A 19,996-nucleotide genomic window follows, 5' to 3' on the forward strand; every position below is an offset into this window, starting at 1 on the left:
CGTTTCTCGCCGGCTCATTTAGCCAGCTAAACTTCGCGGCGGTGTGACCCACATGGATGTGGGAAATGCCGCAAGCCCGCAGGGAGCGGGCGCGGCCCTTGCCTCGCGAAAAAACGGGCGCCGGCGCGGCCGTGCGTGAACCGTCAACAGACCCTAGTGAGAGCGGATACCGCTTGCAGTCTTTTTGCGACACCGGTTGTGTGCCACACTCAGCGCCTTTGAGCCCGCGTATCCAGGATCTATGCACCCTCTGTTGCCCAGCCTCGCCGCCGCCATCCTCTATTTTGGCGCCGCCAGCTATCAAGGCCTGCATCTGGCCCGCCGCAGCACGCCCAGCCAACCGGTGTTGCTGCTGGCAGGCTTTATCGCCCTATTGTTCCACGGCGGCAGCCTGTTCATGCAGATGCGTGGCAGCACCGGGCTGAACCTGGACTTCTTCAACACCGCCAGCCTGATCGCTTTCACGGTAATCGCGCTGATCCTGCTGGCGTGCCAGCGCATGCCGGTGCACAACCTGCTGCTGTTTCTGTTTCCGCTCGGCGGGCTGACGGTGCTGTGCGCGCAGTTCATGCCCAGCGGCACCAGCCAGCCGATAGAGGAAGGCCCCGGCATTCTCGCCCATATCCTGTTGTCTATCGCCGCCTACGGCATGCTGACCATCGCCATGTTCCAGTCACTGCTGCTGCTGGTGCAGGATCACCAGCTCAAGCACAAGCATCCCTCCGGACTGATCCGCAACTTCCCGCCGCTGCAAACCATGGAAAGCCTGCTGTTCGGCTTCCTGTGGAGCGGCTGGGCGCTGCTGTCGCTGTCGCTGTTGTCCGGCGCAGTATTCATCGACAATCTGTTCACCCAGCACCTGGTGCACAAGACCATCCTGTCGTGCTTCGCCTGGGTGGTGTTCGCCGTGTTGCTGTGGGGCCGCCACCAACTCGGCTGGCGCGGTCACAAGGCGATCCGCTGGACGCTGGCCGGGTTCTGCCTGCTGATGCTGGCCTTCTTCGGCAGCAAGCTGGTTCGTGAATTCATCCTGCACATCTGAGCCGTGGACACGCCCTCACCGCTTTTCCAGCTGGCCCTGCTGCTGACCCTGCTGGGCTGCGCGACCTTCTTCATCTGCGCGCGCACCGTGCTGTTCGGCCTCAACCGCTATCGGCTGCGCTACCGGGCGCGTCAGGGCCATCGCGCCGCCGCTCGGCTGATCGCCCTGCTCGACCAGCCACAGCGGCTGTCGGCCACCCTGCGCATCGGCACCATCTGCAGCACCATGGCCGCCTCGGTGGCCGCCACCTTGCTGGCCTTGCGCCACGGCGCGCCCGGCAACCTGGCGCCATCGCCGTTCATCCTGACGCTGGCCGTGCTGATGCTGGCCCATCCGTTCGGTCGCCTGCTGGCCATCCTGCCGCCGCCGCTGTTCGCCTACCCGGCAAGCTATCCGCTGACGCTGGTCAGCCTGGCGCTGGCTCCGCTCACCCGACTGCTGATGACCATCGGTCAGGGGCTGCGCCGGCGCATTGGCAAAACGGACCAGAGTACCGAACCCGATGATGCGCCGAGCCTCACCGAGCTGCGCGACGCGCTGCAGGCCGACGACCTGCCGCTGCCCGCCGAGCGACGCGCGATGCTGCTGGGCGTGCTGGAGTTGGACAAGGTCAGCGTCGAGGACGTGATGATTCCGCGCCACGAGATCAACGGCATCGACCTGTCGGGCAGCACGCCGCTGCTCGAACAGGTACGCGCAGCCTCGCACACCCGCCTGCCGGTGTACCGCAACGGCCTCAACCAGACCGAAGGCATCCTGCACATGCGCCGCCTGGCCGGGCGCAGCGAGCTGGACGAAGCGGCGGTATTGCAAGCGTGCGACTCGGCGTACTTCGTGCCGCAAGGCACCACGCTGGCAAACCAGTTGGTGAATTTCCAGCAGCACAAGTACCGCACGGCCGTGGTGATCGACGAGTATGGCGAGGCCATGGGCATCGTTACCTTGGAAGACATCCTCGAAGAGATCGTCGGCGACCTGAGCTCGGTGGAAACCGCCCATCCTCGTGAGTTTCACGCAATGGGCGACGGCACCTGGTCGATCCAGGGCAGCGCCTATCTGCGCGAGGTGAACCGGGCACTGGGCTGGCGGTTGCCGGTCGACGGGCCGAAGACGGTCAACGGCCTGGTGACCGAAGTGCTGGAGAACATTCCGGACTGCGCGGTGTGTTTGCAGGTAGGCCGATACCGGCTGGAGATTCTCCAGGCCAGCGGTAGTCGGGTGCTGGAAGTTCGGGCCTGGGAAGCGCAGCAGCACTGAAGCATGATCAGAGGCAAGATGCCGCTGGTGCCGAGAAGCTGTTCGCGGGCGCCCGTAACTGAGAGCTCACCTTATTCACGGGTTGACGGGAAGAAGGCATGAGCAGCCACTCAAACCAACCTGTGGGAGCCCCGACCTCGGGGCGAAACGATTGCAGCCTGACTGCCTATTTCGGCGGTGCCTGAGCGAATCGCCGCGAGGTCGCGGCTCCTACAGTGGATCGAATAACGGCCGCTACCGCCACATTGCGGCCGTTGCGCCAGTGAACAGGAATCGAAGCGTTACAGCTCGACCTTGACTGCCTGTGCCGACCGCAGCGCCTTGGCGCGGGCTGCTTCCAGCGACTCGTCGCGCGCCAGAGCAACGCCCATGCGGCGCTGACCGCTGACTTCCGGCTTGCCGAACAGGCGCAGGGCGGTATCCGGCTCGGTGAGCGCGGCGCCGAGACTGCCGAAACTGACCTGCCTGGACTCGCCCTCGACCAGAATCACCGCCGAGGCGGACGGGCCGAATTGGCGGATCGCCGGGATCGGCAGGCCGAGAATGGCCCGTGCATGCAAGGCGAATTCGGACAGATCCTGAGAGATCAGGGTTACCAGGCCGGTGTCGTGCGGGCGCGGCGAGATTTCGCAGAACCACACCTGATCGCCCTTGACGAACAACTCGACGCCGAACAGACCACGACCACCGAGCGAGCCGGTAACGGCCAGGGCGATACGCTCGGCCTCGGCGCGAGCGGCCTCGCTCATCGCCTGGGGCTGCCAGGACTCCTGATAGTCGCCCTTCTCCTGGCGATGACCGACCGGCGCGCAGAAGGTGGTGCCACCGACGTGGCGCACGGTCAGCAGGGTGATTTCGTAGTCGAAGTCGATGAAACCCTCGACGATCACCCGGCCCTTGCCGGCACGGCCACCCGCCTGGGCGTAGTCCCAGGCTTTCTGCACGTCATCGGCGCTCTTGAGCACCGACTGGCCCTTGCCCGACGAACTCATGATTGGCTTGACCACGCACGGAAAGCCGATGGTGCCCACGGCCGCCTGGAACTCTTCGAAGGAGTCGGCGAACTTGTAGGGCGAGGTCGGCAGGCCGAGTTCTTCGGCGGCCAGGCGACGAATGCCTTCACGGTTCATGGTCAGCTGCGCGGCGCGAGCGCTGGGGATCACGGTGTAGCCTTCGTTTTCCAGCTCCACCAGCGTGGCGGTGGCGATCGCTTCGATCTCCGGCACGATGTAATGCGGTTTCTCCTGCTCGATCACGGCACGCAGCGCCGCGCCATCGAGCATGTTGATCACGTGGCTGCGATGCGCCACCTGCATGGCCGGTGCGTTGGCGTAGCGATCGACGGCGATCACTTCCACACCGAGGCGCTGCAGCTCGATGACCACTTCCTTGCCGAGCTCGCCCGAGCCACACAGCAACACACGGGTCGCGCTGGGCGACAGGGGGGTTCCGATACGGGGCATAACAGGATCCTTGGGTAGCAGGAGAATTCAGGCGGCGATTTTAATCACGCCCGGCCGCGATCGCGACCAAAATCGGCAGACCGGCCGACGCGCAGTGTTTTCGCCGTTATCCGCAGGCTGCTCGCGAGGCCATTATTGATCCCGCGAATTGCCCTGGATCAGCCTCGGCGCCCCGCCACTGGACTACGCTCAAGGTGTAGGCCAGCGCTGCATTGCAACCAAGGTAGCGGCGCAGCTCATGGCACGCGACACTTGCGAGGAGGCTTCGCCATGGACGCTTTCCACATCATGATCGTGCTGCTGATCAGCGGCTTTCTGCTGCTGGGCATCGGCTTCAACAACCGCGAACAGGAATGGGGCATCTGGCTGACCGGGCTGGGCGCGCTGTCGATGTTCGCCCCGCTGTTCTTCAAGGTATTCATCGAGTTCGGCTGAAACGCCTTTCAGCTGTCGGCCTGCCAGCGCCGAGCGGAGACCTGATCGCTGTCGCGCCCCTCGACCCAGCGCGGGCCGCTGGGGGTGTCTTCCTTCTTCCAGAACGGCGCGCGGGTTTTCAGGTAGTCCATGATGAACTCGCAGGCCTGAAAGGCCGCCTGGCGGTGGGCGCTGGCTACGCCAACGAAGACGATCGGCTCACCCGGCTCCAGCCGCCCGACGCGGTGGATCACCTCGACGCCCAACAATGGCCAGCGCTCGCGGGCTTGGCTCTCGATGCCAGCCAGGGCCTTTTCGGTCATACCGGGGAAATGCTCGAGAAACATGCCGGCCACGTCCTGGCCGTCATTGAAATCACGCACGTAGCCGACGAAGCACGCCACGGCGCCGACGCCGGTGTTGGCGGCATGCACGGCGTTGGTTTCCAAGCCGGGATCGAAAACGGCCTGCTGGACGCGAACTGCCATCTCAGCCTCCGGTGACCGTGGGGAAGAACGCCACTGCATCCCCGTCGACCAGCGCCTCACTCAACGCGCAGAGTTCTTCGTTGCGGGCGCACATCAGGCCGCGCTCGGCGAGCACCTCCCAGGCGCCGCCGCGGGCCAGCAGGTGCAGGCGCAATTCATCGAGGGTCGCGAAATCGCCCGGTAGCTCCTCGGCATCCACCCCCAGGGTTTCGCGATAACGGGCGAAATACTGCACGTGGATCATCGCTCGCCCTCGCCTGCCAGGAAGTGGCCGCTCTTGCCACCAAGTTTTTCCAGCAGGCGCACCTGCTCGATGATCATGCCGCGATCCACCGCCTTGCACATGTCATAGATGGTCAGCGCCGCGACACTGGCGGCGGTCAGCGCTTCCATCTCCACGCCGGTCTGGCCGGTGAGTTTGCAGCGCGCGCGGATCAGTACGGCGTCGTCGCCATCGGCCCGCAGCTCGACCTTGACGCTGGTGAGCATCAGCGGATGACACAACGGAATCAGATCGGACGTCTTTTTCGCGGCCTGGATGCCGGCGATACGCGCCACGGCGAAGACATCGCCCTTGGGGTGCTCACCGTCGACGATCATCTGCAGCGTGGTGGGCAGCATGCGCACCCGGGCCTCGGCCACGGCTTCACGCACGGTCTGCGCCTTGTCGCTGACGTCGACCATATTGGCGCGCCCCTGGGAGTCGAGATGGGTCAGCACGGGCAATCTCCAAGTAGAAAACCTGGCGATTGTAGGCCCCGCACCGGCCCCTGCAAACCATGGGCGCCGCAATGAATGCCCGGAGCCGCCAGGCGGCTCCGGGGCGAGGGGTTACATGTGGCTTTCGGCGTACTCGGCGAGGATCGAGCGCGGCACGCCCTGCAGGGTGATGTGCACACCGTGCTCGAAGCCCTTGAAGCGCTCGGTGAGGTAGGTCAGCCCCGAGCTGGGCGCCGAAAGGTACGGCGTATCGATCTGCGCCAGGTTGCCCAGGCAGATCACCTTGGAGCCATTGCCGGCACGGGTGATGATGGTCTTCATCTGGTGCGGGGTGAGGTTCTGGCATTCGTCGATCAGGATCAGGCTCTGCTGGAAGCTGCGCCCGCGAATGTAGTTCAGGGATTTGAACTGCAGGGGCACTTTTTGCAGGATGTAGTCGACGCTGCCATGGGTGTTCTCGTCATCCATGTGCAGGGCTTCGAGGTTGTCGGTGATGGCGCCCAGCCAGGGCTCCATCTTCTCGGCCTCGGTGCCGGGCAGAAAGCCGATTTCCTGGTCCAGGCCCTGTACCGAACGGGTGGCGATGATGCGCCGGTAGCGCTTGCTGACCATGGTTTGCTCGATGGCCGCCGCCAGCGCCAGGATGGTCTTGCCCGAGCCGGCTGCGCCGGTCAGGTTGACCAGATGAATGTCCGGGTCGAGCAGCGCGTAGAGCGCCAGCGCCTGGTGGATGTCCCTTGGTTTGAGCCCCCAGGCTTCCTGGTGCAGCAGCGGCTCCTGGTGCAGATCGAGAATCAGCAGTTCGTTGCCTTCGACCTCCTTGACCCAGCCGACGAAGCCCTGCTCATCGATGATGAATTCGTTGACGTTGACCGCCGGCAAGTCCTCGCTGAGCTGCACGCGGTGCCAGGTACGCCCATGGCCCTGGCGGGTATCGACCTTGGCGACGCGGTCCCAGAAGGCACCTTCGACGTCGTGGTAACCCTTGGAAAGCAGCGAGATGTCGTCGACCAACTGGTCAGTGTGATAATCCTCGGAATCCAGCCCGCAACCACGCGCCTTCAGGCGCATGTTGATGTCCTTGGTCACCAGCACGACGGACATGCCCGGGCGTCGCGACTTCAGCTCCACAAGCTGGTTGATGATCTTGTTGTCGTTGAGGTCTTCCGGCAGCCAGGTGACCGGCGCCGCACTCTTGCTCATGAGAATCGACAGAAAACCGCAGGGTCCGCTCTTGTCGCGCTGGATCGGCACCCCGTGCTCGACCTCCTCGGGGGTAGCGCCATCGAGAATCTTGTCGATCAGGCGGATGGCTTGCCGACATTCGGCGGCGACGCCCTGCTTGCCGGTTTTCAGCTTGTCGAGTTCCTCCAGCACCGTCATCGGGATGGCAACGTGGTGTTCCTGGAAATTGAGCAGCGCATTGGGATCGTGAATCAGGACATTGGTGTCGAGAGCGTACAAGGTTGGGGCGGTGGGCTTGATGCGTCCGTGGTCATCCATACTCGTCACCTCTTGTCGGATCCAGCGACGGAATGCCAGGACGGCGCTCCGCCACACAGGACCACCGACTCCCGATCAGGAGCGCCGCAAACGGATGAGGGCCGAGGGCCGCCACCTGTCTGCAGGGTTCGGCGGTCTTTCAAGGCGTTGTCTGCACGGGCCGGTCATCATGCCCGGCTCGTCGCAAACCACAGTTCGTTGATACTCCAAAAAATGTGACAGGCAAATGATCTTTTCAGTTTTTTTATTTTTATTTGTCGGTTGGACGAATGACCTTGGCAGCGGCGCCCGCCGGGCACTAGAGTCATGAGTCCAGCCCCCTGCCGCGCAACACGCGGGCCCTGCCGAATCGGCTAGAATCGCCGCTCCGCCGAAGGAGACGACTCATGCTGATGGTGATTTCACCTGCCAAGACCCTGGACTACGAAAGCGCACCGGTGACCGCGCGCTTCACCCAGCCCGAATTTCTCGATCATTCCCAAGAGCTGGTCGCCCAGTTGTGCGACTTCACGCCTGCGCAGATCGCCGAGCTGATGCACTTGTCCGACAAACTGGCCGGGCTCAACGCCGCGCGCTTTGGCAGCTGGACGCCGGCCTTCGACACGCAGAACGCCAAGCAGGCGCTGCTGGCCTTCAAGGGCGACGTGTACACCGGGCTGGACGCGGAGAGCTTCACCGAGGCCGACTTCGATTTCGCCCAGCAGCACTTGCGCATGCTCTCCGGCCTGTATGGGCTGCTGCGCCCGCTGGATCTGATGATGCCCTATCGCCTGGAGATGGGTACCAAGCTGGCCAACGCCCGCGGCAAAGACCTCTACGCGTTCTGGGGCGAGCACATCAGCGAGTGGCTGAATCAGGCGCTGGTCGCCCAGGGCGACGACGTGCTGCTCAACCTGGCATCCAACGAATACTTCGGGGCGGTCAAGCGCAAGGTGCTGAAGGCGCGAATCATCGACACCGAATTCAAGGACCTGAAGAATGGCCAGTACAAGATCATCAGCTTCTACGCCAAGAAGGCCCGCGGCCTGATGGCCCGCCATGTGATCCGCGAGCGAGTGACGGACCCGCAACACCTCAAGGATTTCGACGACCAGGGCTACCGCTTCTCGGCAAAGGATTCGAGCGCCGACAAGCTGGTGTTCCTGCGCGATCACGCGCCGGAGTGAGGACTCCGGCGCTTCATCACGAGCTGCCTCGTGGCGAGAAACGGACGTTGGCGAAACATCCACCAATCCCTGGGCGGGTGCCGAGCCCATCGGCCTTGTGTAGGATTGGCGGACACTCGACATTCAAGGTCCAGTCATGATTTTCGGCGCGATTCTGGTTCTCAGCTGGTTCATCCTGCTGATCCGCTACCCGGCCAAGGCCCTGCCCATTTCCCTGGCCGCACTGGCCGGGCTGGGCTTGGTGACGAGCTGGGTGCTGTGGCAGGAAAGCCGCGAGAACCGCGACCTGGCTCACCTGGAACTGCGCCTTACCCACGCCCCGCAGAGCTGTCCGGCCGATCGTCCGTTGAGCCTGCACCTGCACAACGGCAGCGAGGCTGCTCTTCAGGAGCTGCGCTGGCAGATCACCGCCTACCGGCCGGGCGACAGCGTCAATCTGGCGCAGCGCCTGTACGAAGCACCTCGCTACAGCGGCCCCGGTGAATTGTTGCCCGGTGCCGACTGGCAAACCTGCCTGCCCCTGCCTACCCTGCGTAGCGGCTATCGCGCCAGCACCCTGGAATTCCGCGCCGAGCAGCTGCAAGGCACCTTCAGTCGCTAGGCGCTGTTTCACGATCCACACAACAACAATCACAAGGATTATCCATGAGCCACCCTACGGTTCTGATCACCGGCTGCTCCAGTGGCATCGGCCGGGCACTGGCCGACACCTTCGCGCAACAGGGTTATCAGGTCTGGGCAAGCGCCCGCAAAAGCGAAGACGTGGCACGCCTGAGCGAAGCCGGGTTCCATGCCGTGCAACTGGACGTGAATGACGCCAGCGCCGTCGAACAGCTGGCCGCCACACTCAAGGAACGCATCGGCGGGCTCGACGTGCTGATCAACAATGCCGGTTACGGCGCCATGGGCCCGCTGCTCGATGGCGGCGCCACGGCGATGCGCAAGCAGTTCGAGACCAACGTGTTCTCCCTGATCAACGTGACCCGTGCGCTGTTCCCGCTGCTGCGCCAGAACAAGGGCCTGGTGATCAATATCGGCAGCGTATCAGCGGTGCTGGTGACCCCGTTCGCGGGCGCCTACTGCGCCTCCAAGGCCGCGGTGCACGCCGTCAGCGACGCCCTGCGCCTGGAGCTCGCGCCATTTGGCGTCGGCGTGATGGAGGTGCAGCCGGGCGCCATCGAATCCAGCTTCGGCACCCACGCCAGCCGCCAGGCCGAGCAATTGATCGGCGAGCATTCGCCATGGTGGCCAATGCGTGACGGCATCCGCGCCCGCGCCATCGCCTCCCAGGACAACCCGACCCCAGCCAGCCACGTCGCACGCAACGTGTTCGCCGCCGTAGCCAGCCCCAAGCGCCCTCGGGTGCTGCGCCTGGGCAACGGCAGCCGGGCCTTGCCGCTGCTTTCGGCACTGTTGCCCGGCGCCCTGCTCGACCGCGTGCTGAGCCGCCGCTTCGGCCTGGATCGCCGCTTGTAGAACCTGGCGTCACGGGCGAGACTCCAAGTTTCATCGCCATCGTTGAGCCCTGTCGCCATGCCGCCTTCCCATCAGCCTGTCGCCATGCTGCGCTACGCCATCATCGGCGTGGTGGCGGCCGTGCTGCTCAACGTGCTGCTGCGCAGCTTCGTCAAACTCGGCGGCGTGCTGGCCACCCTGGTGATCGCTGCCAGCATCGCGGCGCTGATGGCGTTGCTGTTCGCCTGGCAGCAACGCCGCCCGCCCACGCGTGGTGAGCGACGCCGCCTGGTGTGGCTGTACGGCGGCATGCTGGCGCTGCTGTACGCCGGGCTGCTGACCATGATGACTCTGCAGGACGAGCCCAGCCCCATGGGCATAGTGATCTTCATCCTGCATTACCTCGCCTATCCGCTACTCGCCCAATTGCTGTTCTCGGAGCGCATCTTCAAGCGCACGCCCTGATCAGCCGGCACTTGCCGGCCAATCGCTGCTCTACACTCGATGACAAAGAACGATTTGGAACCTCGATGAGAAGCAGCCGGCACATCAAGACCCAGGAGCGACGCATCATCAAAGTGCTGCTCGTGGCGCTGCTGAGCGTACAGGTGGTGATCTACCTGGTCAGCACCCGCACCAACCGCAGCATCGTCGAGGAAACCATCAGCAGCAGCTTGCAGACCACCACCCAGGTGGTCGACGAGCTACTCGAACTGCGCCAGCGGCAACTGGCCCAGGGCGCTGCTGTGCTGGCTGCCGACTACGGCCTCAAGGAGGCCATCGCCACGGGCGAGCGCTCGACCATCGAATCCATGCTGGGCAATCACGGCAGGCGGCTGAAGGCCGACCTCGCACTGCTCAACACCCTCGACCGCCAGTTGATCGCCAGCGTGCCCAGGGAGCTGCAGCAAACCGATATCGCGCCGCTACTCAAGGCGGCCGCCCAGTCCGCCAGGCCTGATGCCCAACCGGTGAGCCTGCTGCGCAGCCAGAGCGGTGTGCTCTACCAGCTCATCCACAGCGTGGTGAGCATGCCCACCCCCCAGGCCGAGCTGACTCTCGGTTTCGCCATCGATGATGAACTCGCCGAAGCCCTCAAGCAGGTCACCGACACCGACTTCGTGTTCCTGTCCCGGGGCCAGAATGGTGCCTGGCAGTTGCACGGCAATACCCTGAGCAGCAGTTTCGAACGCTTGCTGGGCAACCCGGCGGCATTGGTCGACGGTGCCGAATGGACGCTGCAGGATGAGCACGACGAATACCTGATGCGCTCGGTAGCGCTGAGCAACTTCAACGCCCAGGAGGCCAGCGAGGTACTACTGATCGCCGGCAAGTCGCTGAGCCAGAACATGGCCGCTTACGAGCGCATCGAGCGCTTCCAGCGCTACCTGCTGCTGGCCAGCCTGGGGCTCTCGGCACTGGTGGTGGTGCTGATCGGCCGGCACCTGCTACGGCCTCTCAACACCCTTGCCCACCAGGATCCGCTGACCGAACTGCCGAACCGCCGGGTGTTCGACCACAGCGTCGCCAGCGCCCTGGCCAAAGGCCGCTCGGCATCCTTCGCGCTGATGATGATCGACCTGGATCATTTCAAGCAGATCAACGATCGCTACGGTCACGCCGCCGGCGACGAGGTGCTCAAGGTCAGCGCCCGACGCCTGCGCGGCCTGCTGCGCAGCATCGACATGCCGGCGCGCCTGGGCGGCGACGAGTTCGCCGCGCTCCTACCCGGCCTCGACAGGGCCGCGGCCATTCGCCTGGGGCAACGCATCGAGGACGAGCTGGGTGAACCTATCGCCTTCAATGGGCAGAGCTTGCAGGTAGGCATCAGCATCGGTATCGCCATCGCGCCGGAGGACGGCAGCACCGCCAGCGAGTTGCTGCGCATGGCTGACACCGAGATGTACGCCGACAAGGCGCAGCGCGAAAGCAATCCGGTCTGAAAGGTCGAACGTCCGCGTCAGGGTGCCGGTCGCTACTGAAGTCACTTCCAGTTTCAGGATGCCTTATGGAGTACCTCGACTGGCTGCAATGGCCAGCCATGCTGATCACCGTCATCGCCGCCTGGCTGGTCGCCTCCAAGCAGCGCCGCCGCCGCAACCTGGGCTTCTGGGTATTCATGGCCAGTAACCTGCTGTGGATCGCCTGGGGCCTCTACAGCCACGCCTATGCGCTGATCGTGCTGCAACTGTGCCTGGGGGCGATGAACATTCGCGGCGCCCTCAAGACCGAGACGTCAGCCGAACGCGCCTGAGTGGCCGCAGTGCTGCCATTCCCGGGCGAGCTGTGAGACCATCGGCGGCTTGCCATCGTTTTCCAACAGCCATGCCAGACCTCGCCCTGATGCCAGAGAGCCCGCCCGATGCCTGACATCCTGCACCTGCAGCAGGCCGACTGGCGCGGCGACTTCGACGAAGGCGCGCTGCGCCGCGGCCAGGACTACGCCACCCGCGGCCTGAGCCGTCTGCTGAGCCTCAAGGATCACAGCCTGCTCGCCAGTTGCCTGGGCAGTGGCGAGCGCCCTTACCAGCAGCGCATCACCCTGCACGCCTACGGCAAGGGCTGGGGCGTGACCGGCCATTGCAGCTGCCCGGTGGGTTTCAACTGCAAGCATGTGGTGGCCGCCCTGCTCACCCTCGAGGCGCGACAGCGTGCTGGCGATGACATGGGCACCTTGATCGTTACCGAAAAGCCGGTGGACGAAACCGTGCTGGACGATGTGCAGCCGCAGCCGATCCTGACCCTGGGCAGCCACGTGCGCGTGCATTTCGATGCGCGCAAGGGGCGCATGCTGGAACAGACCCAGCACCGTGCCGCCCTGGCTTTCGACTATCAGGGCCACAGCGCGGTGGGTAAAACGGCCAAGGATCTGCTGGTGCGCCTGGGGCCCAATCGCCAGTTGCGCATCCCTCGCGACACGGCCCGGGAAGCCGAGCTACGGCGCCGCCTGGAAGCCGCTGGCCTGCGCATTGCCCTGAGGCAGAGCGAAGCCCTGGCCCAGCACCCTGGCGAGCATTTCGAACTGCAGGGCGATGCCGCCTGGCTGGGTTTCATGCAGCAGCAGGTTCCGGCGCTGCGCACCGAAGGCTGGCGCGTCGAGATCCAACCCGACTTCCAGTACAACCTGGCCGAGATCGACGACTGGTACGCCGATGTCGACGAGCTACCCGAACAGGGCTGGTTCGACCTGGAGCTGGGTATCGAGGTGGAAGGCCAGCGCATCAGCCTGCTGCCCGTGTTGCTGCAGGCCATCCGCCGCTCGCCCTGGCTGCTTTCCGGCGATGCCCTGGCGCAGCGCCAGGACGAAGAATTGCTGCTAGTCAGCCTGCCCCACAGCCAGCGCCGCGTGGCCCTGCCCTACGCACGCCTGAAACCCTTGCTGGCCGCACTGGGTGAGCTGTTCATCGGCGATGCCGACGAGATCGGCACCCGCGTGCGCCTGGCGCGGGCCGATGCCGCTCGCCTGAATGCCCTGCAGCAGGGGCCGGCGCTGAACTGGCACGGCGGTATCGAGCTGCGCGAGTTCGCCAGGCGCCTGCAGCACACCAGCCAACAGGCGGTGAGCGCGCCCGACGATCTGGCCGCGCAATTGCGCCCTTACCAGCTTCAGGGGCTGGGCTGGATGCAGGCGCTGGGGGAGCTGGAGGTCGGCGGCGTATTGGCCGACGACATGGGCCTGGGCAAGACCTTGCAGACCTTGGCGCACATTCTCCTAGAGAAGCAGAACGGTCGCCTGCAGCAGCCGGCGCTGATCGTCATGCCCACTAGCCTGATCCCCAACTGGCAGGACGAGGCTGCGCGTTTCGCGCCGACCCTCAAGGTGCTGGCCTTGCACGGCAGCAAACGGCGTAGCCAGTTCAAGCTGATCGCCGAGCACGATGTAGTGCTTACCACCTATGCGTTGCTGCCGCGCGACCTCAAGACGCTCACCGCCCAACGCTTCCACCTGCTGATTCTCGACGAAGCCCAGAGCATCAAGAACCCGCGCAGCAAGGCCGCCCTCGCCGCCGGTCAGATCAACGCCCGCCAGCGCCTGTGCCTGAGCGGCACGCCGCTGGAAAACAACCTGGGCGAGCTGTGGTCGCTGTTCAACTTCCTGATGCCCGGCTGGCTCGGCGACGCCAAGCGCTTCACCCGCGACTACCGCACGCCTATCGAGAAGCACGGCAGCGAGCAGCGCCTGGCGCACCTGCGTGGGCGAATCAAACCATTCGTGTTGCGCCGCAAGAAGGAACAGGTCGCCCGCGAGCTGCCGCCCAAGACCGAAATCACCCAGTGGGTGGAACTGACGCCTGCCCAGCGCGACCGCTACGAGATCCTGCGCCTGGCCATGGATCGCAAGGTGCGCGAGGAGATCACCCGCCAAGGCCTGGCGCGCAGCCAGATCGTGATCCTCGAAGCGCTGCTGCGCCTGCGCCAGGTGTGCTGCGACCTGCGCCTGCTCGACGATGCGCCAGCCGAACTGAGCAGCAGCGACTCCGGCAAGCTCAGCAGCCTCCTGGACATGCTCGAAGCACTGATCGGCGAAGGCCGCCGCGTGCTGCTGTTCTCGCAGTTCACCTCGATGCTGGCACTAATCGAAAGCGAGCTGCAGGCGCGCAGTATCGGCTACGCCAAACTGACCGGCAGCACCCGTGACCGGCGCACGCCCGTGGAACAGTTCCAGGCCGGGCAGTTTCCGGTCTTCCTGATCAGCCTCAAGGCCGGTGGCGCAGGCCTGAACCTGACCGCTGCCGACACGGTGATCCATTTCGATCCCTGGTGGAACCCGGCAGCCGAGGCCCAGGCCAGCGACCGCGCCTACCGCATCGGCCAGGACAAGCCGGTGTTCGTCTACAAGCTGATCGCCCGCGGCAGCGTGGAAGAAAAGATCCAGCACTTGCAGCAGGCCAAGGCCAACCTGGCCCACGGCCTGCTCGAAGAAGGCGGCAGCCAGAGCAGCTGGCAGCTCAGTGAAGACGACCTGCAGGCGTTGTTCGCGCCGCTGGCTGACTGAGCGCCCTCAGCGCTCGCTGTAGTTGTCGCCCACCACCTCGCCGGTGGAATCGATGGCCTTGCTGGACGGGAACTTGTACGACGCGAAACGCACCGCCAGCACCGACAACGCCAGGAAGAAGATGCCGCCGCACAGGTAGAGCAGGCCGATGTCCGGCGCCTTGTGATGGGATACGTCGCCAATCAGGTAGCGGGTCAGCGCGGTGATGGCGATATACAGCAAAAAGCGGATCGGCAAATGGTTGGTCTTGAAGTAGATGCCGACCATCGCCCCCAGCTCCAGATAGATGAACAGCAGCAGAATGTCATCCACGCTGGCACTGCCCTTTTCCACCATGCCGATGAACGCCGCGACCGACGCCCAGGCGGTCGCCGCGCCGATGGCGAACAGCCCCAGGTAATGAAAGCCCTCGACGAACAGATTACCGATCGAATTCGCGCCCCTGTGCATCCGCTTGCGGCTATCGTCCACCCACTTCATGGCATTCCCCTTTCCGATTGATGCAGCCTGGCGCCGTGATCATGACGCGCCCGCATGACATTCCCATGCAGGAACAAGACCAGCGAGCCGACTGCGATGGCATACAGAAGCCTGCTGGGGCGGAGAAGGCACATTGCCCCCGTTGAGCGAGACGGGATGCCGCGCACGTTCGGCATCTCAGGTTTACGCTGTTCAAACGCAGCGCAGTTGATTATGCTTGCCAAAACTGTATGTATGAACAGTATTTTTTCGATTATCAGCGAAGGCGTAGAGGTGATGAATGGCCGTCGAAGTGGTGTACCGCAGCAGTCGCGACCCGGAGCGTTTGTTTATGGATAAGGCCGAAGCAGATCGTCATGACAAGATGCTGGAGCTGGCCGAACTGCTCAGCGATGTATTGCGCAACGCGGTACCGTCGCTCAGCGAGGATCAGGGCGAGGAGCTGGGTATCTACATGGCCAGAAATCGCGATGTATTCGCCAAGGCGTTCAAGAATCAGCCCGATGCTCTCGGTGAATTGAGCACTCAACCGGAAGCGGAATGACCGCCCCGCACGCCCATTAACATCTCTTCGCTCTTGCGGGCTGGACGGCCGAAGCGCGCGCAGCTACAACAGGCTCATCCCCCGGGAGGTGACCATGAGCGCGCGCGATCACTGCCTTGCCTGTCTGAACGGCGAACAGCCGGCGCTGTTCGAAGCCGCACTCTGGGTCGCGGCCGAGCATGACTCCTCGGTACAGCCCGAGCAGGTCATGCACGAGCTCGAGAACCTCAGGCATCAGGTCAGTGCCGGCCTGCCCAACTTCCCGCCCCAGGAATTGGCGCAACCCTTGTTGCGACACCTCAGCGATCTGCACTTTCATGACGATGACGACAGCCCGGTGCGCCCGCAAGCCGCGCTGCTGCACAAGGTGCTGCAGCGACGTCGCGGACAGCCGCTGAGCATCGCGCTGATCGCTCTGGAGCTGGCGCGTCGGCTGCAGATTCCCCTACAGGGCGTCAGCTTTCCCGGCTACTTTCTGCTGCGTGTGCCTGGCGCCGATCACCTGCTCGACCCCTGCGGCGGGCGGCGCCTGTATACCCGCGATTGCCGAGAACTGCTGTTGCGCTACCTCGGCCCCCATGCCCAATTGAGCGCCGAACACATGCTGAGCTGCGATGCCCGCAGCATGATCGTGCGTCTGTCGCGCAACCTGCGCCACCTGCATACACAGGCCGAGGATTACCTGAGCGCGCTGAAGGACGCCGAACGCGTGCTGCAACTGGCACCTCCCAACGCCAACGACCACCTCGCCAGGGCCGATCTCTACGGGCATCTGGAGTGCTCCCATGCCGAGCGCTTCGACATACAGCGTGCCCTGCTCTTGTGCGAAGAGCCAGCTCTGCGCCTCAAGCTCAGCGAGCGCTTGCGCCAATCCAGTACGCAGCCCGCGTTTCATTGAGGCCCCCGCGGCGGGGGTAGCCGATCCCAGCCAACCGTACTGATTCCAATACACCGTATCCAATACGACACAGGCGTAGCCAAAGGCGACACACGGGGGGCCGCTGAGTGCTAGCGGTCCGGGCACGCAATATTCGTATCGAAATCAATACAACCCCTTAAGCACCTGGCCAAAAAAAATATTATAAGTTATTGATTTTAATTGATATTTTCACATGGCACTGAGTTTGCTAAGCAGTTCCCGATAATCGCGCCCACCCAGATGGGCACAAAGGCCAACAAGGGAGCCCCCATGAGCGAATTGCGTTTCACCGTCGAACACGAATGGCTGCGTCAGGAGGCCGATGGCCTGGTCACCGTAGGGATCACCGCCTACGCTCAAGACGCACTGGGCGACGTGGTGTTCGTGCAGTTGCCCGAACTGCAGGCTTATGCCGCCGGCGATGAGGTGGCGGTGCTGGAGTCCGTGAAAGCCGCCAGCAACATCGGCATGCCACTCGATGGTGAAGTGGTCGAAGTGAACCCCGATCTCGAGGCCAGCCCCGAGCTGGTCAATGCCGAGCCCTTGGGCCAGGGCTGGTTCTTCCGCTTCCGCCCAGCCGATGCCAGCGCCCTGGCCGGCCTGCTCGATCAGGACGCCTACGAGCGCCTGCTCAACGCCAAAGCCGACGCTTGAGAGAAAGCCATGACTGATCTGAACACCCGCAACGAATTCATCTCCCGCCATATCGGCCCCCGCGATCAAGACACCGCCGCGATGCTGGAAACCTTGGGTTACAGCGACCTGGAAGCGCTGACCGCCAGCGTCATCCCGGGCAGCATCAAGGGCACCAGCGTACTGCCAGCCGGCGACGGCCAGAGCGAAGCCGATGCCCTGGCCGCCATCAAGGCCATCGCTGCCAAGAACAAGCTGTTTCGCAACTACATTGGCCAGGGTTACTACGGCACCCACACACCCTCGCCGATCCTGCGCAACCTGCTGGAAAACCCCGCCTGGTACACCGCCTACACGCCTTACCAGCCGGAAATCTCCCAGGGCCGCCTGGAGTCGCTGCTCAACTTCCAGACCCTGATCAGCGACCTCACCGGCCTGCCGATCGCCAACGCTTCGCTGCTCGACGAAGGCACCGCCGCCGCCGAGGCGATGACCTTCTGCAAGCGCCTGTCGAAGAACAAGGCCGCCAACGCCTTCTTCGCCTCCCAGCATTGCCACCCGCAAACCCTCGACGTGCTGCGTACCCGGGCCGAACCCTTGGGCATCGAGGTAGTGGTCGGCGATGAGGCGGCCATCGACGATACCAGCGCCTTCTTCGGCGCCCTGCTGCAATACCCGGCGAGCAATGGTGACATCTTCGACTATCGCGAAGTGGTCGAGCGCTTCCACGCTGCCAATGCGCTGGTAGCCGTTGCCGCCGACCTGCTGGCCCTGACCCTGCTGCAGGCACCGGGCGAATTCGGCGCCGACGTTGCCTTGGGCAGCGCCCAGCGCTTCGGCGTGCCACTGGGCTTCGGCGGCCCGCACGCTGCCTACTTCGCCACCCGCGATGCGTTCAAGCGCGACATGCCGGGGCGCCTGGTCGGCATGTCGGTAGACCGCTTCGGCAATCCGGCCCTGCGCCTGGCCATGCAGACTCGCGAACAACACATCCGCCGCGAGAAGGCCACCAGCAACATCTGCACCGCCCAGGTGCTGCTCGCCAACATCGCCGCCATGTACGCCGTGTACCACGGCCCACAGGGGCTGACGCGGATCGCCGAGCGCGTCCACCAGTTGACCGTGATTTTCGCCCGCGGCGTGCAGAGCCTCGGCCTTGCTGTCGAGCAGCAGGCGTTCTTCGACACCGTCACTCTGCGCACCGGCGCGCAGACCACAACGCTGCACGACAAGGCCCGCGCCGCCGCCATCAACCTGCGTGAAGTGGATGCCGAACGCCTCGGCCTGTCGTTCGATGAAACCACTACCCAGGCGGATATCGAGCAACTCTGGTCGCTGTTCGCAGACGGCAAGCCGGCGCCGGATTTCGCTGCGTTAGCTACTCAGGCCGACAACAGCCTGCCCGCCGGGCAACTGCGCCAGTCAGCGATTCTCGAGCACCCGGTGTTCAATCGCTACCACTCGGAAACCGAGCTGATGCGCTATCTGCGCAAGCTCGCCGACAAGGACCTGGCGCTGGATCGCAGCATGATCCCGCTGGGCTCCTGCACCATGAAGCTCAACGCGGCCAGCGAGATGATCCCCGTCACCTGGGCCGAGTTCGGCAACCTGCACCCGTTCGCCCCTGCCGAGCAGAGCGCCGGTTATCAGCAACTGACCGACGAACTGGAAGCCATGCTCTGCGCCGCCACCGGCTACGACGCCGTGTCGTTGCAGCCCAACGCCGGCTCCCAGGGTGAATACGCCGGCCTGCTGGCGATTCGCGCTTATCACCACAGCCGCGGCGACGACAAACGCGACATCTGCCTGATCCCGCAATCGGCCCACGGCACCAACCCCGCCACTGCCCACATGGCCGGCATGCGCGTGGTGGTGACCGCCTGCGACGCCCGCGGCAACGTCGACATCGACGACCTGCGCGCCAAGGCCGAGCAGCATCGTGACCAGCTAGCCGCGATCATGATCACCTACCCGTCCACCCACGGCGTGTTCGAGGAAGGCATCCGCGAGATCTGCGCCATCGTCCACGACAATGGCGGCCAGGTGTACATCGACGGCGCCAATATGAACGCCATGGTCGGCCTCTGCGCACCGGGCAAGTTCGGCGGCGACGTTTCTCACCTGAACCTGCACAAGACATTCTGCATTCCCCACGGCGGTGGCGGCCCGGGCGTCGGCCCGATCGGCGTGAAGGCCCACCTGGCGCCGTTCCTGCCCGGCCACGGCCACATGACGCGCAAGGAAGGTGCAGTCAGCGCCGCACCGTTCGGCAGCGCCAGCATCCTGCCGATCACCTGGATGTACATCCGCATGATGGGCGGTACTGGCCTGCGCCTGGCGTCGCAGATGGCGATCCTCAATGCCAACTACGTCGCCCGTCGCCTGGAAGAGCACTACCCGGTGCTGTACAGCGGTGAAGGCGGCCTGGTGGCTCACGAATGCATCCTCGACCTGCGCCCGCTGAAGGACAGCAGCGGCATCAGCGTCGACGACGTGGCCAAGCGCCTGATCGACTTCGGCTTCCATGCTCCGACCATGTCCTTTCCGGTGGCCGGTACGCTGATGATCGAGCCGACCGAGAGCGAGTCCAAACAGGAGCTGGATCGTTTCTGCGACGCCATGATCGCCATCCGCGAAGAAATTCGCGCGGTCGAGCGCGGCCAGCTGAATGCCGACGACAACCCGCTGAAGAATGCCCCCCACACCGCCGCCGAACTGGTGGGTGAGTGGACGCACCCGTACAGCCGCGAACAGGCGGTCTATCCGACCCGCAGCCTGATCGACGGCAAGTACTGGCCGCCCGTGGGCCGCGTCGACAACGTGTTCGGCGACCGCAACCTGGTCTGCGCCTGCCCGTCCATCGAAGCCTATCAGGACGCCTGATCGCGCCTGGGCTGCCAACTGCTTCGGCAGCCC

20 protein-coding genes are annotated in these 19,996 nt (G+C 64.4%); 14 read left to right on the forward strand and 6 right to left on the reverse strand.

What is annotated here, in order from left to right:
- Positions 1 to 241 precede the first annotated feature (241 nt).
- Both BVH01_RS18540 and BVH01_RS18545 read left to right on the forward strand, forming a co-directional pair.
- Positions 242 to 1,042 carry an inner membrane protein YpjD gene (locus BVH01_RS18540; RefSeq protein WP_075931718.1) on the forward strand — a complete coding sequence of 267 codons (801 nt, stop codon included), beginning with the start codon at positions 242 to 244 and terminating at the stop codon, positions 1,040 to 1,042.
- A 3-nt stretch (positions 1,043 to 1,045) separates the two neighbouring features.
- Positions 1,046 to 2,299: a CNNM domain-containing protein gene (locus BVH01_RS18545; RefSeq protein WP_075931719.1), complete on the forward strand. Its 1,254-nt coding sequence runs from the start codon at positions 1,046 to 1,048 to the stop codon at positions 2,297 to 2,299.
- A 281-nt stretch (positions 2,300 to 2,580) separates the two neighbouring features.
- Here BVH01_RS18545 and purT read toward each other — a convergent pair whose 3' ends face one another.
- Positions 2,581 to 3,762: a formate-dependent phosphoribosylglycinamide formyltransferase gene (purT, locus tag BVH01_RS18550; protein ID WP_075931720.1), complete on the reverse strand. Its 1,182-nt coding sequence runs from the start codon at positions 3,760 to 3,762 to the stop codon at positions 2,581 to 2,583.
- Positions 3,763 to 4,032: 270 nt separating this feature from the next.
- Here purT and BVH01_RS24695 point away from each other — a divergent pair, with 270 nt between their 5' ends.
- Positions 4,033 to 4,197: a hypothetical protein gene (locus BVH01_RS24695; RefSeq protein WP_013790147.1), complete on the forward strand. Its 165-nt coding sequence runs from the start codon at positions 4,033 to 4,035 to the stop codon at positions 4,195 to 4,197.
- An 8-nt stretch (positions 4,198 to 4,205) separates the two neighbouring features.
- On the opposite strand, the gene moaE is transcribed toward BVH01_RS24695, so the two are convergent.
- The 4 genes from moaE to BVH01_RS18570 all read right to left on the reverse strand — a co-directional run bounded on the left by moaE (position 4,206) and on the right by BVH01_RS18570 (position 6,887).
- A complete protein-coding gene (gene moaE / locus BVH01_RS18555; RefSeq protein WP_075931721.1) occupies positions 4,206 to 4,664 on the reverse strand; it encodes a molybdopterin synthase catalytic subunit MoaE in 459 nt (152 codons plus the stop codon).
- Between the two features lies 1 nt (position 4,665).
- Positions 4,666 to 4,908, reverse strand: coding sequence for a MoaD/ThiS family protein (locus BVH01_RS18560; protein ID WP_075931722.1), 243 nt, complete (start codon positions 4,906 to 4,908; stop codon positions 4,666 to 4,668).
- Positions 4,905 to 5,384 (reverse strand): cyclic pyranopterin monophosphate synthase MoaC, encoded by a 480-nt coding sequence (gene moaC / locus BVH01_RS18565; RefSeq protein ID WP_075931723.1) that lies wholly within the window; start codon positions 5,382 to 5,384, stop codon positions 4,905 to 4,907. Before moaC ends, BVH01_RS18560 begins: the two co-directional genes overlap by 4 nt.
- A 111-nt stretch (positions 5,385 to 5,495) precedes the next feature.
- Entirely contained in the window at positions 5,496 to 6,887 is a 1,392-nt protein-coding gene (locus tag BVH01_RS18570; protein ID WP_027905963.1) for a PhoH family protein, read from the reverse strand.
- 386 nt (positions 6,888 to 7,273) lie between these two features.
- Here BVH01_RS18570 and yaaA point away from each other — a divergent pair, with 386 nt between their 5' ends.
- From yaaA to BVH01_RS18605, 7 genes are all read left to right on the forward strand, one after another.
- Positions 7,274 to 8,053 carry a peroxide stress protein YaaA gene (gene yaaA / locus BVH01_RS18575; RefSeq protein WP_075931724.1) on the forward strand — a complete coding sequence of 260 codons (780 nt, stop codon included), beginning with the start codon at positions 7,274 to 7,276 and terminating at the stop codon, positions 8,051 to 8,053.
- Between the two features lie 136 nt (positions 8,054 to 8,189).
- Positions 8,190 to 8,654, forward strand: coding sequence for a multidrug transporter (locus BVH01_RS18580; RefSeq protein WP_075931725.1), 465 nt, complete (start codon positions 8,190 to 8,192; stop codon positions 8,652 to 8,654).
- 44 nt (positions 8,655 to 8,698) lie between these two features.
- A complete protein-coding gene (locus tag BVH01_RS18585; protein WP_075931726.1) occupies positions 8,699 to 9,529 on the forward strand; it encodes an SDR family oxidoreductase in 831 nt (276 codons plus the stop codon).
- Positions 9,530 to 9,586: 57 nt separating this feature from the next.
- Complete coding sequence (locus BVH01_RS18590; protein WP_075931727.1) at positions 9,587 to 9,973, forward strand: ABZJ_00895 family protein; 387 nt, start codon at positions 9,587 to 9,589, stop codon at positions 9,971 to 9,973.
- Between the two features lie 65 nt (positions 9,974 to 10,038).
- The gene (locus BVH01_RS18595) at positions 10,039 to 11,451 is read left to right on the forward strand and encodes a diguanylate cyclase (protein WP_075931728.1); all 1,413 of its coding nucleotides are present in this window, start codon (positions 10,039 to 10,041) and stop codon (positions 11,449 to 11,451) included.
- A gap of 65 nt (positions 11,452 to 11,516) precedes the next feature.
- On the forward strand, positions 11,517 to 11,762 hold the full coding sequence (locus BVH01_RS18600) for a hypothetical protein (protein ID WP_075931729.1): 246 nt from the start codon (positions 11,517 to 11,519) through the stop codon (positions 11,760 to 11,762).
- 108 nt (positions 11,763 to 11,870) lie between these two features.
- Positions 11,871 to 14,504 (forward strand): DEAD/DEAH box helicase, encoded by a 2,634-nt coding sequence (locus BVH01_RS18605; RefSeq protein ID WP_075931730.1) that lies wholly within the window; start codon positions 11,871 to 11,873, stop codon positions 14,502 to 14,504.
- Positions 14,505 to 14,510: 6 nt separating this feature from the next.
- Here BVH01_RS18605 and BVH01_RS18610 read toward each other — a convergent pair whose 3' ends face one another.
- Positions 14,511 to 14,984 (reverse strand): phosphate-starvation-inducible protein PsiE, encoded by a 474-nt coding sequence (locus BVH01_RS18610; RefSeq protein ID WP_075931731.1) that lies wholly within the window; start codon positions 14,982 to 14,984, stop codon positions 14,511 to 14,513.
- Positions 14,985 to 15,264: 280 nt separating this feature from the next.
- Between BVH01_RS18610 and BVH01_RS18615 the strand changes: the two genes are divergently transcribed.
- The 4 genes from BVH01_RS18615 (at position 15,265) to gcvP (ending at position 19,963) form a co-directional block, all read left to right on the forward strand.
- Positions 15,265 to 15,528, forward strand: coding sequence for a YebG family protein (locus BVH01_RS18615; RefSeq protein ID WP_075931732.1), 264 nt, complete (start codon positions 15,265 to 15,267; stop codon positions 15,526 to 15,528).
- 94 nt (positions 15,529 to 15,622) lie between these two features.
- Complete coding sequence (locus tag BVH01_RS18620; RefSeq protein WP_075931733.1) at positions 15,623 to 16,426, forward strand: SirB1 family protein; 804 nt, start codon at positions 15,623 to 15,625, stop codon at positions 16,424 to 16,426.
- Positions 16,427 to 16,717: 291 nt separating this feature from the next.
- Entirely contained in the window at positions 16,718 to 17,101 is a 384-nt protein-coding gene (gene gcvH / locus BVH01_RS18625) for a glycine cleavage system protein GcvH (RefSeq protein ID WP_075931734.1), read from the forward strand.
- Positions 17,102 to 17,110: 9 nt separating this feature from the next.
- Positions 17,111 to 19,963, forward strand: a complete 2,853-nt coding sequence (gcvP, locus tag BVH01_RS18630) for an aminomethyl-transferring glycine dehydrogenase (protein ID WP_075931735.1) — start codon at positions 17,111 to 17,113, stop codon at positions 19,961 to 19,963.
- Positions 19,964 to 19,996: the final 33 nt, after the last annotated feature.

It is taken from the genome of Pseudomonas sp. PA1(2017), assembly GCF_001945375.1.
In the GTDB taxonomy this organism is placed as follows: domain Bacteria; phylum Pseudomonadota; class Gammaproteobacteria; order Pseudomonadales; family Pseudomonadaceae; genus Aquipseudomonas.

Bases quoted from the DNA above. Each gene is read 5' to 3' on its own strand.
- BVH01_RS18540 (WP_075931718.1), top strand. From the start codon at position 242: ATGCACCCTCTGTTGCCCAGCCTCGCCGCCGCCATCCTCTATTTTGGC.
- purT (WP_075931720.1), bottom strand. From the start codon at position 3,762: ATGCCCCGTATCGGAACCCCCCTGTCGCCCAGCGCGACCCGTGTGTTG.
- BVH01_RS24695 (WP_013790147.1), top strand. From the start codon at position 4,033: ATGGACGCTTTCCACATCATGATCGTGCTGCTGATCAGCGGCTTTCTG.
- moaE (WP_075931721.1), bottom strand. From the start codon at position 4,664: ATGGCAGTTCGCGTCCAGCAGGCCGTTTTCGATCCCGGCTTGGAAACC.
- BVH01_RS18560 (WP_075931722.1), bottom strand. From the start codon at position 4,908: ATGATCCACGTGCAGTATTTCGCCCGTTATCGCGAAACCCTGGGGGTG.
- BVH01_RS18570 (WP_027905963.1), bottom strand. From the start codon at position 6,887: ATGGATGACCACGGACGCATCAAGCCCACCGCCCCAACCTTGTACGCT.
- yaaA (WP_075931724.1), top strand. From the start codon at position 7,274: ATGCTGATGGTGATTTCACCTGCCAAGACCCTGGACTACGAAAGCGCA.
- BVH01_RS18580 (WP_075931725.1), top strand. From the start codon at position 8,190: ATGATTTTCGGCGCGATTCTGGTTCTCAGCTGGTTCATCCTGCTGATC.
- BVH01_RS18585 (WP_075931726.1), top strand. From the start codon at position 8,699: ATGAGCCACCCTACGGTTCTGATCACCGGCTGCTCCAGTGGCATCGGC.
- BVH01_RS18590 (WP_075931727.1), top strand. From the start codon at position 9,587: ATGCCGCCTTCCCATCAGCCTGTCGCCATGCTGCGCTACGCCATCATC.
- BVH01_RS18595 (WP_075931728.1), top strand. From the start codon at position 10,039: ATGAGAAGCAGCCGGCACATCAAGACCCAGGAGCGACGCATCATCAAA.
- BVH01_RS18600 (WP_075931729.1), top strand. From the start codon at position 11,517: ATGGAGTACCTCGACTGGCTGCAATGGCCAGCCATGCTGATCACCGTC.
- BVH01_RS18605 (WP_075931730.1), top strand. From the start codon at position 11,871: ATGCCTGACATCCTGCACCTGCAGCAGGCCGACTGGCGCGGCGACTTC.
- BVH01_RS18610 (WP_075931731.1), bottom strand. From the start codon at position 14,984: ATGAAGTGGGTGGACGATAGCCGCAAGCGGATGCACAGGGGCGCGAAT.
- BVH01_RS18615 (WP_075931732.1), top strand. From the start codon at position 15,265: ATGGCCGTCGAAGTGGTGTACCGCAGCAGTCGCGACCCGGAGCGTTTG.
- BVH01_RS18620 (WP_075931733.1), top strand. From the start codon at position 15,623: ATGAGCGCGCGCGATCACTGCCTTGCCTGTCTGAACGGCGAACAGCCG.
- gcvH (WP_075931734.1), top strand. From the start codon at position 16,718: ATGAGCGAATTGCGTTTCACCGTCGAACACGAATGGCTGCGTCAGGAG.
- gcvP (WP_075931735.1), top strand. From the start codon at position 17,111: ATGACTGATCTGAACACCCGCAACGAATTCATCTCCCGCCATATCGGC.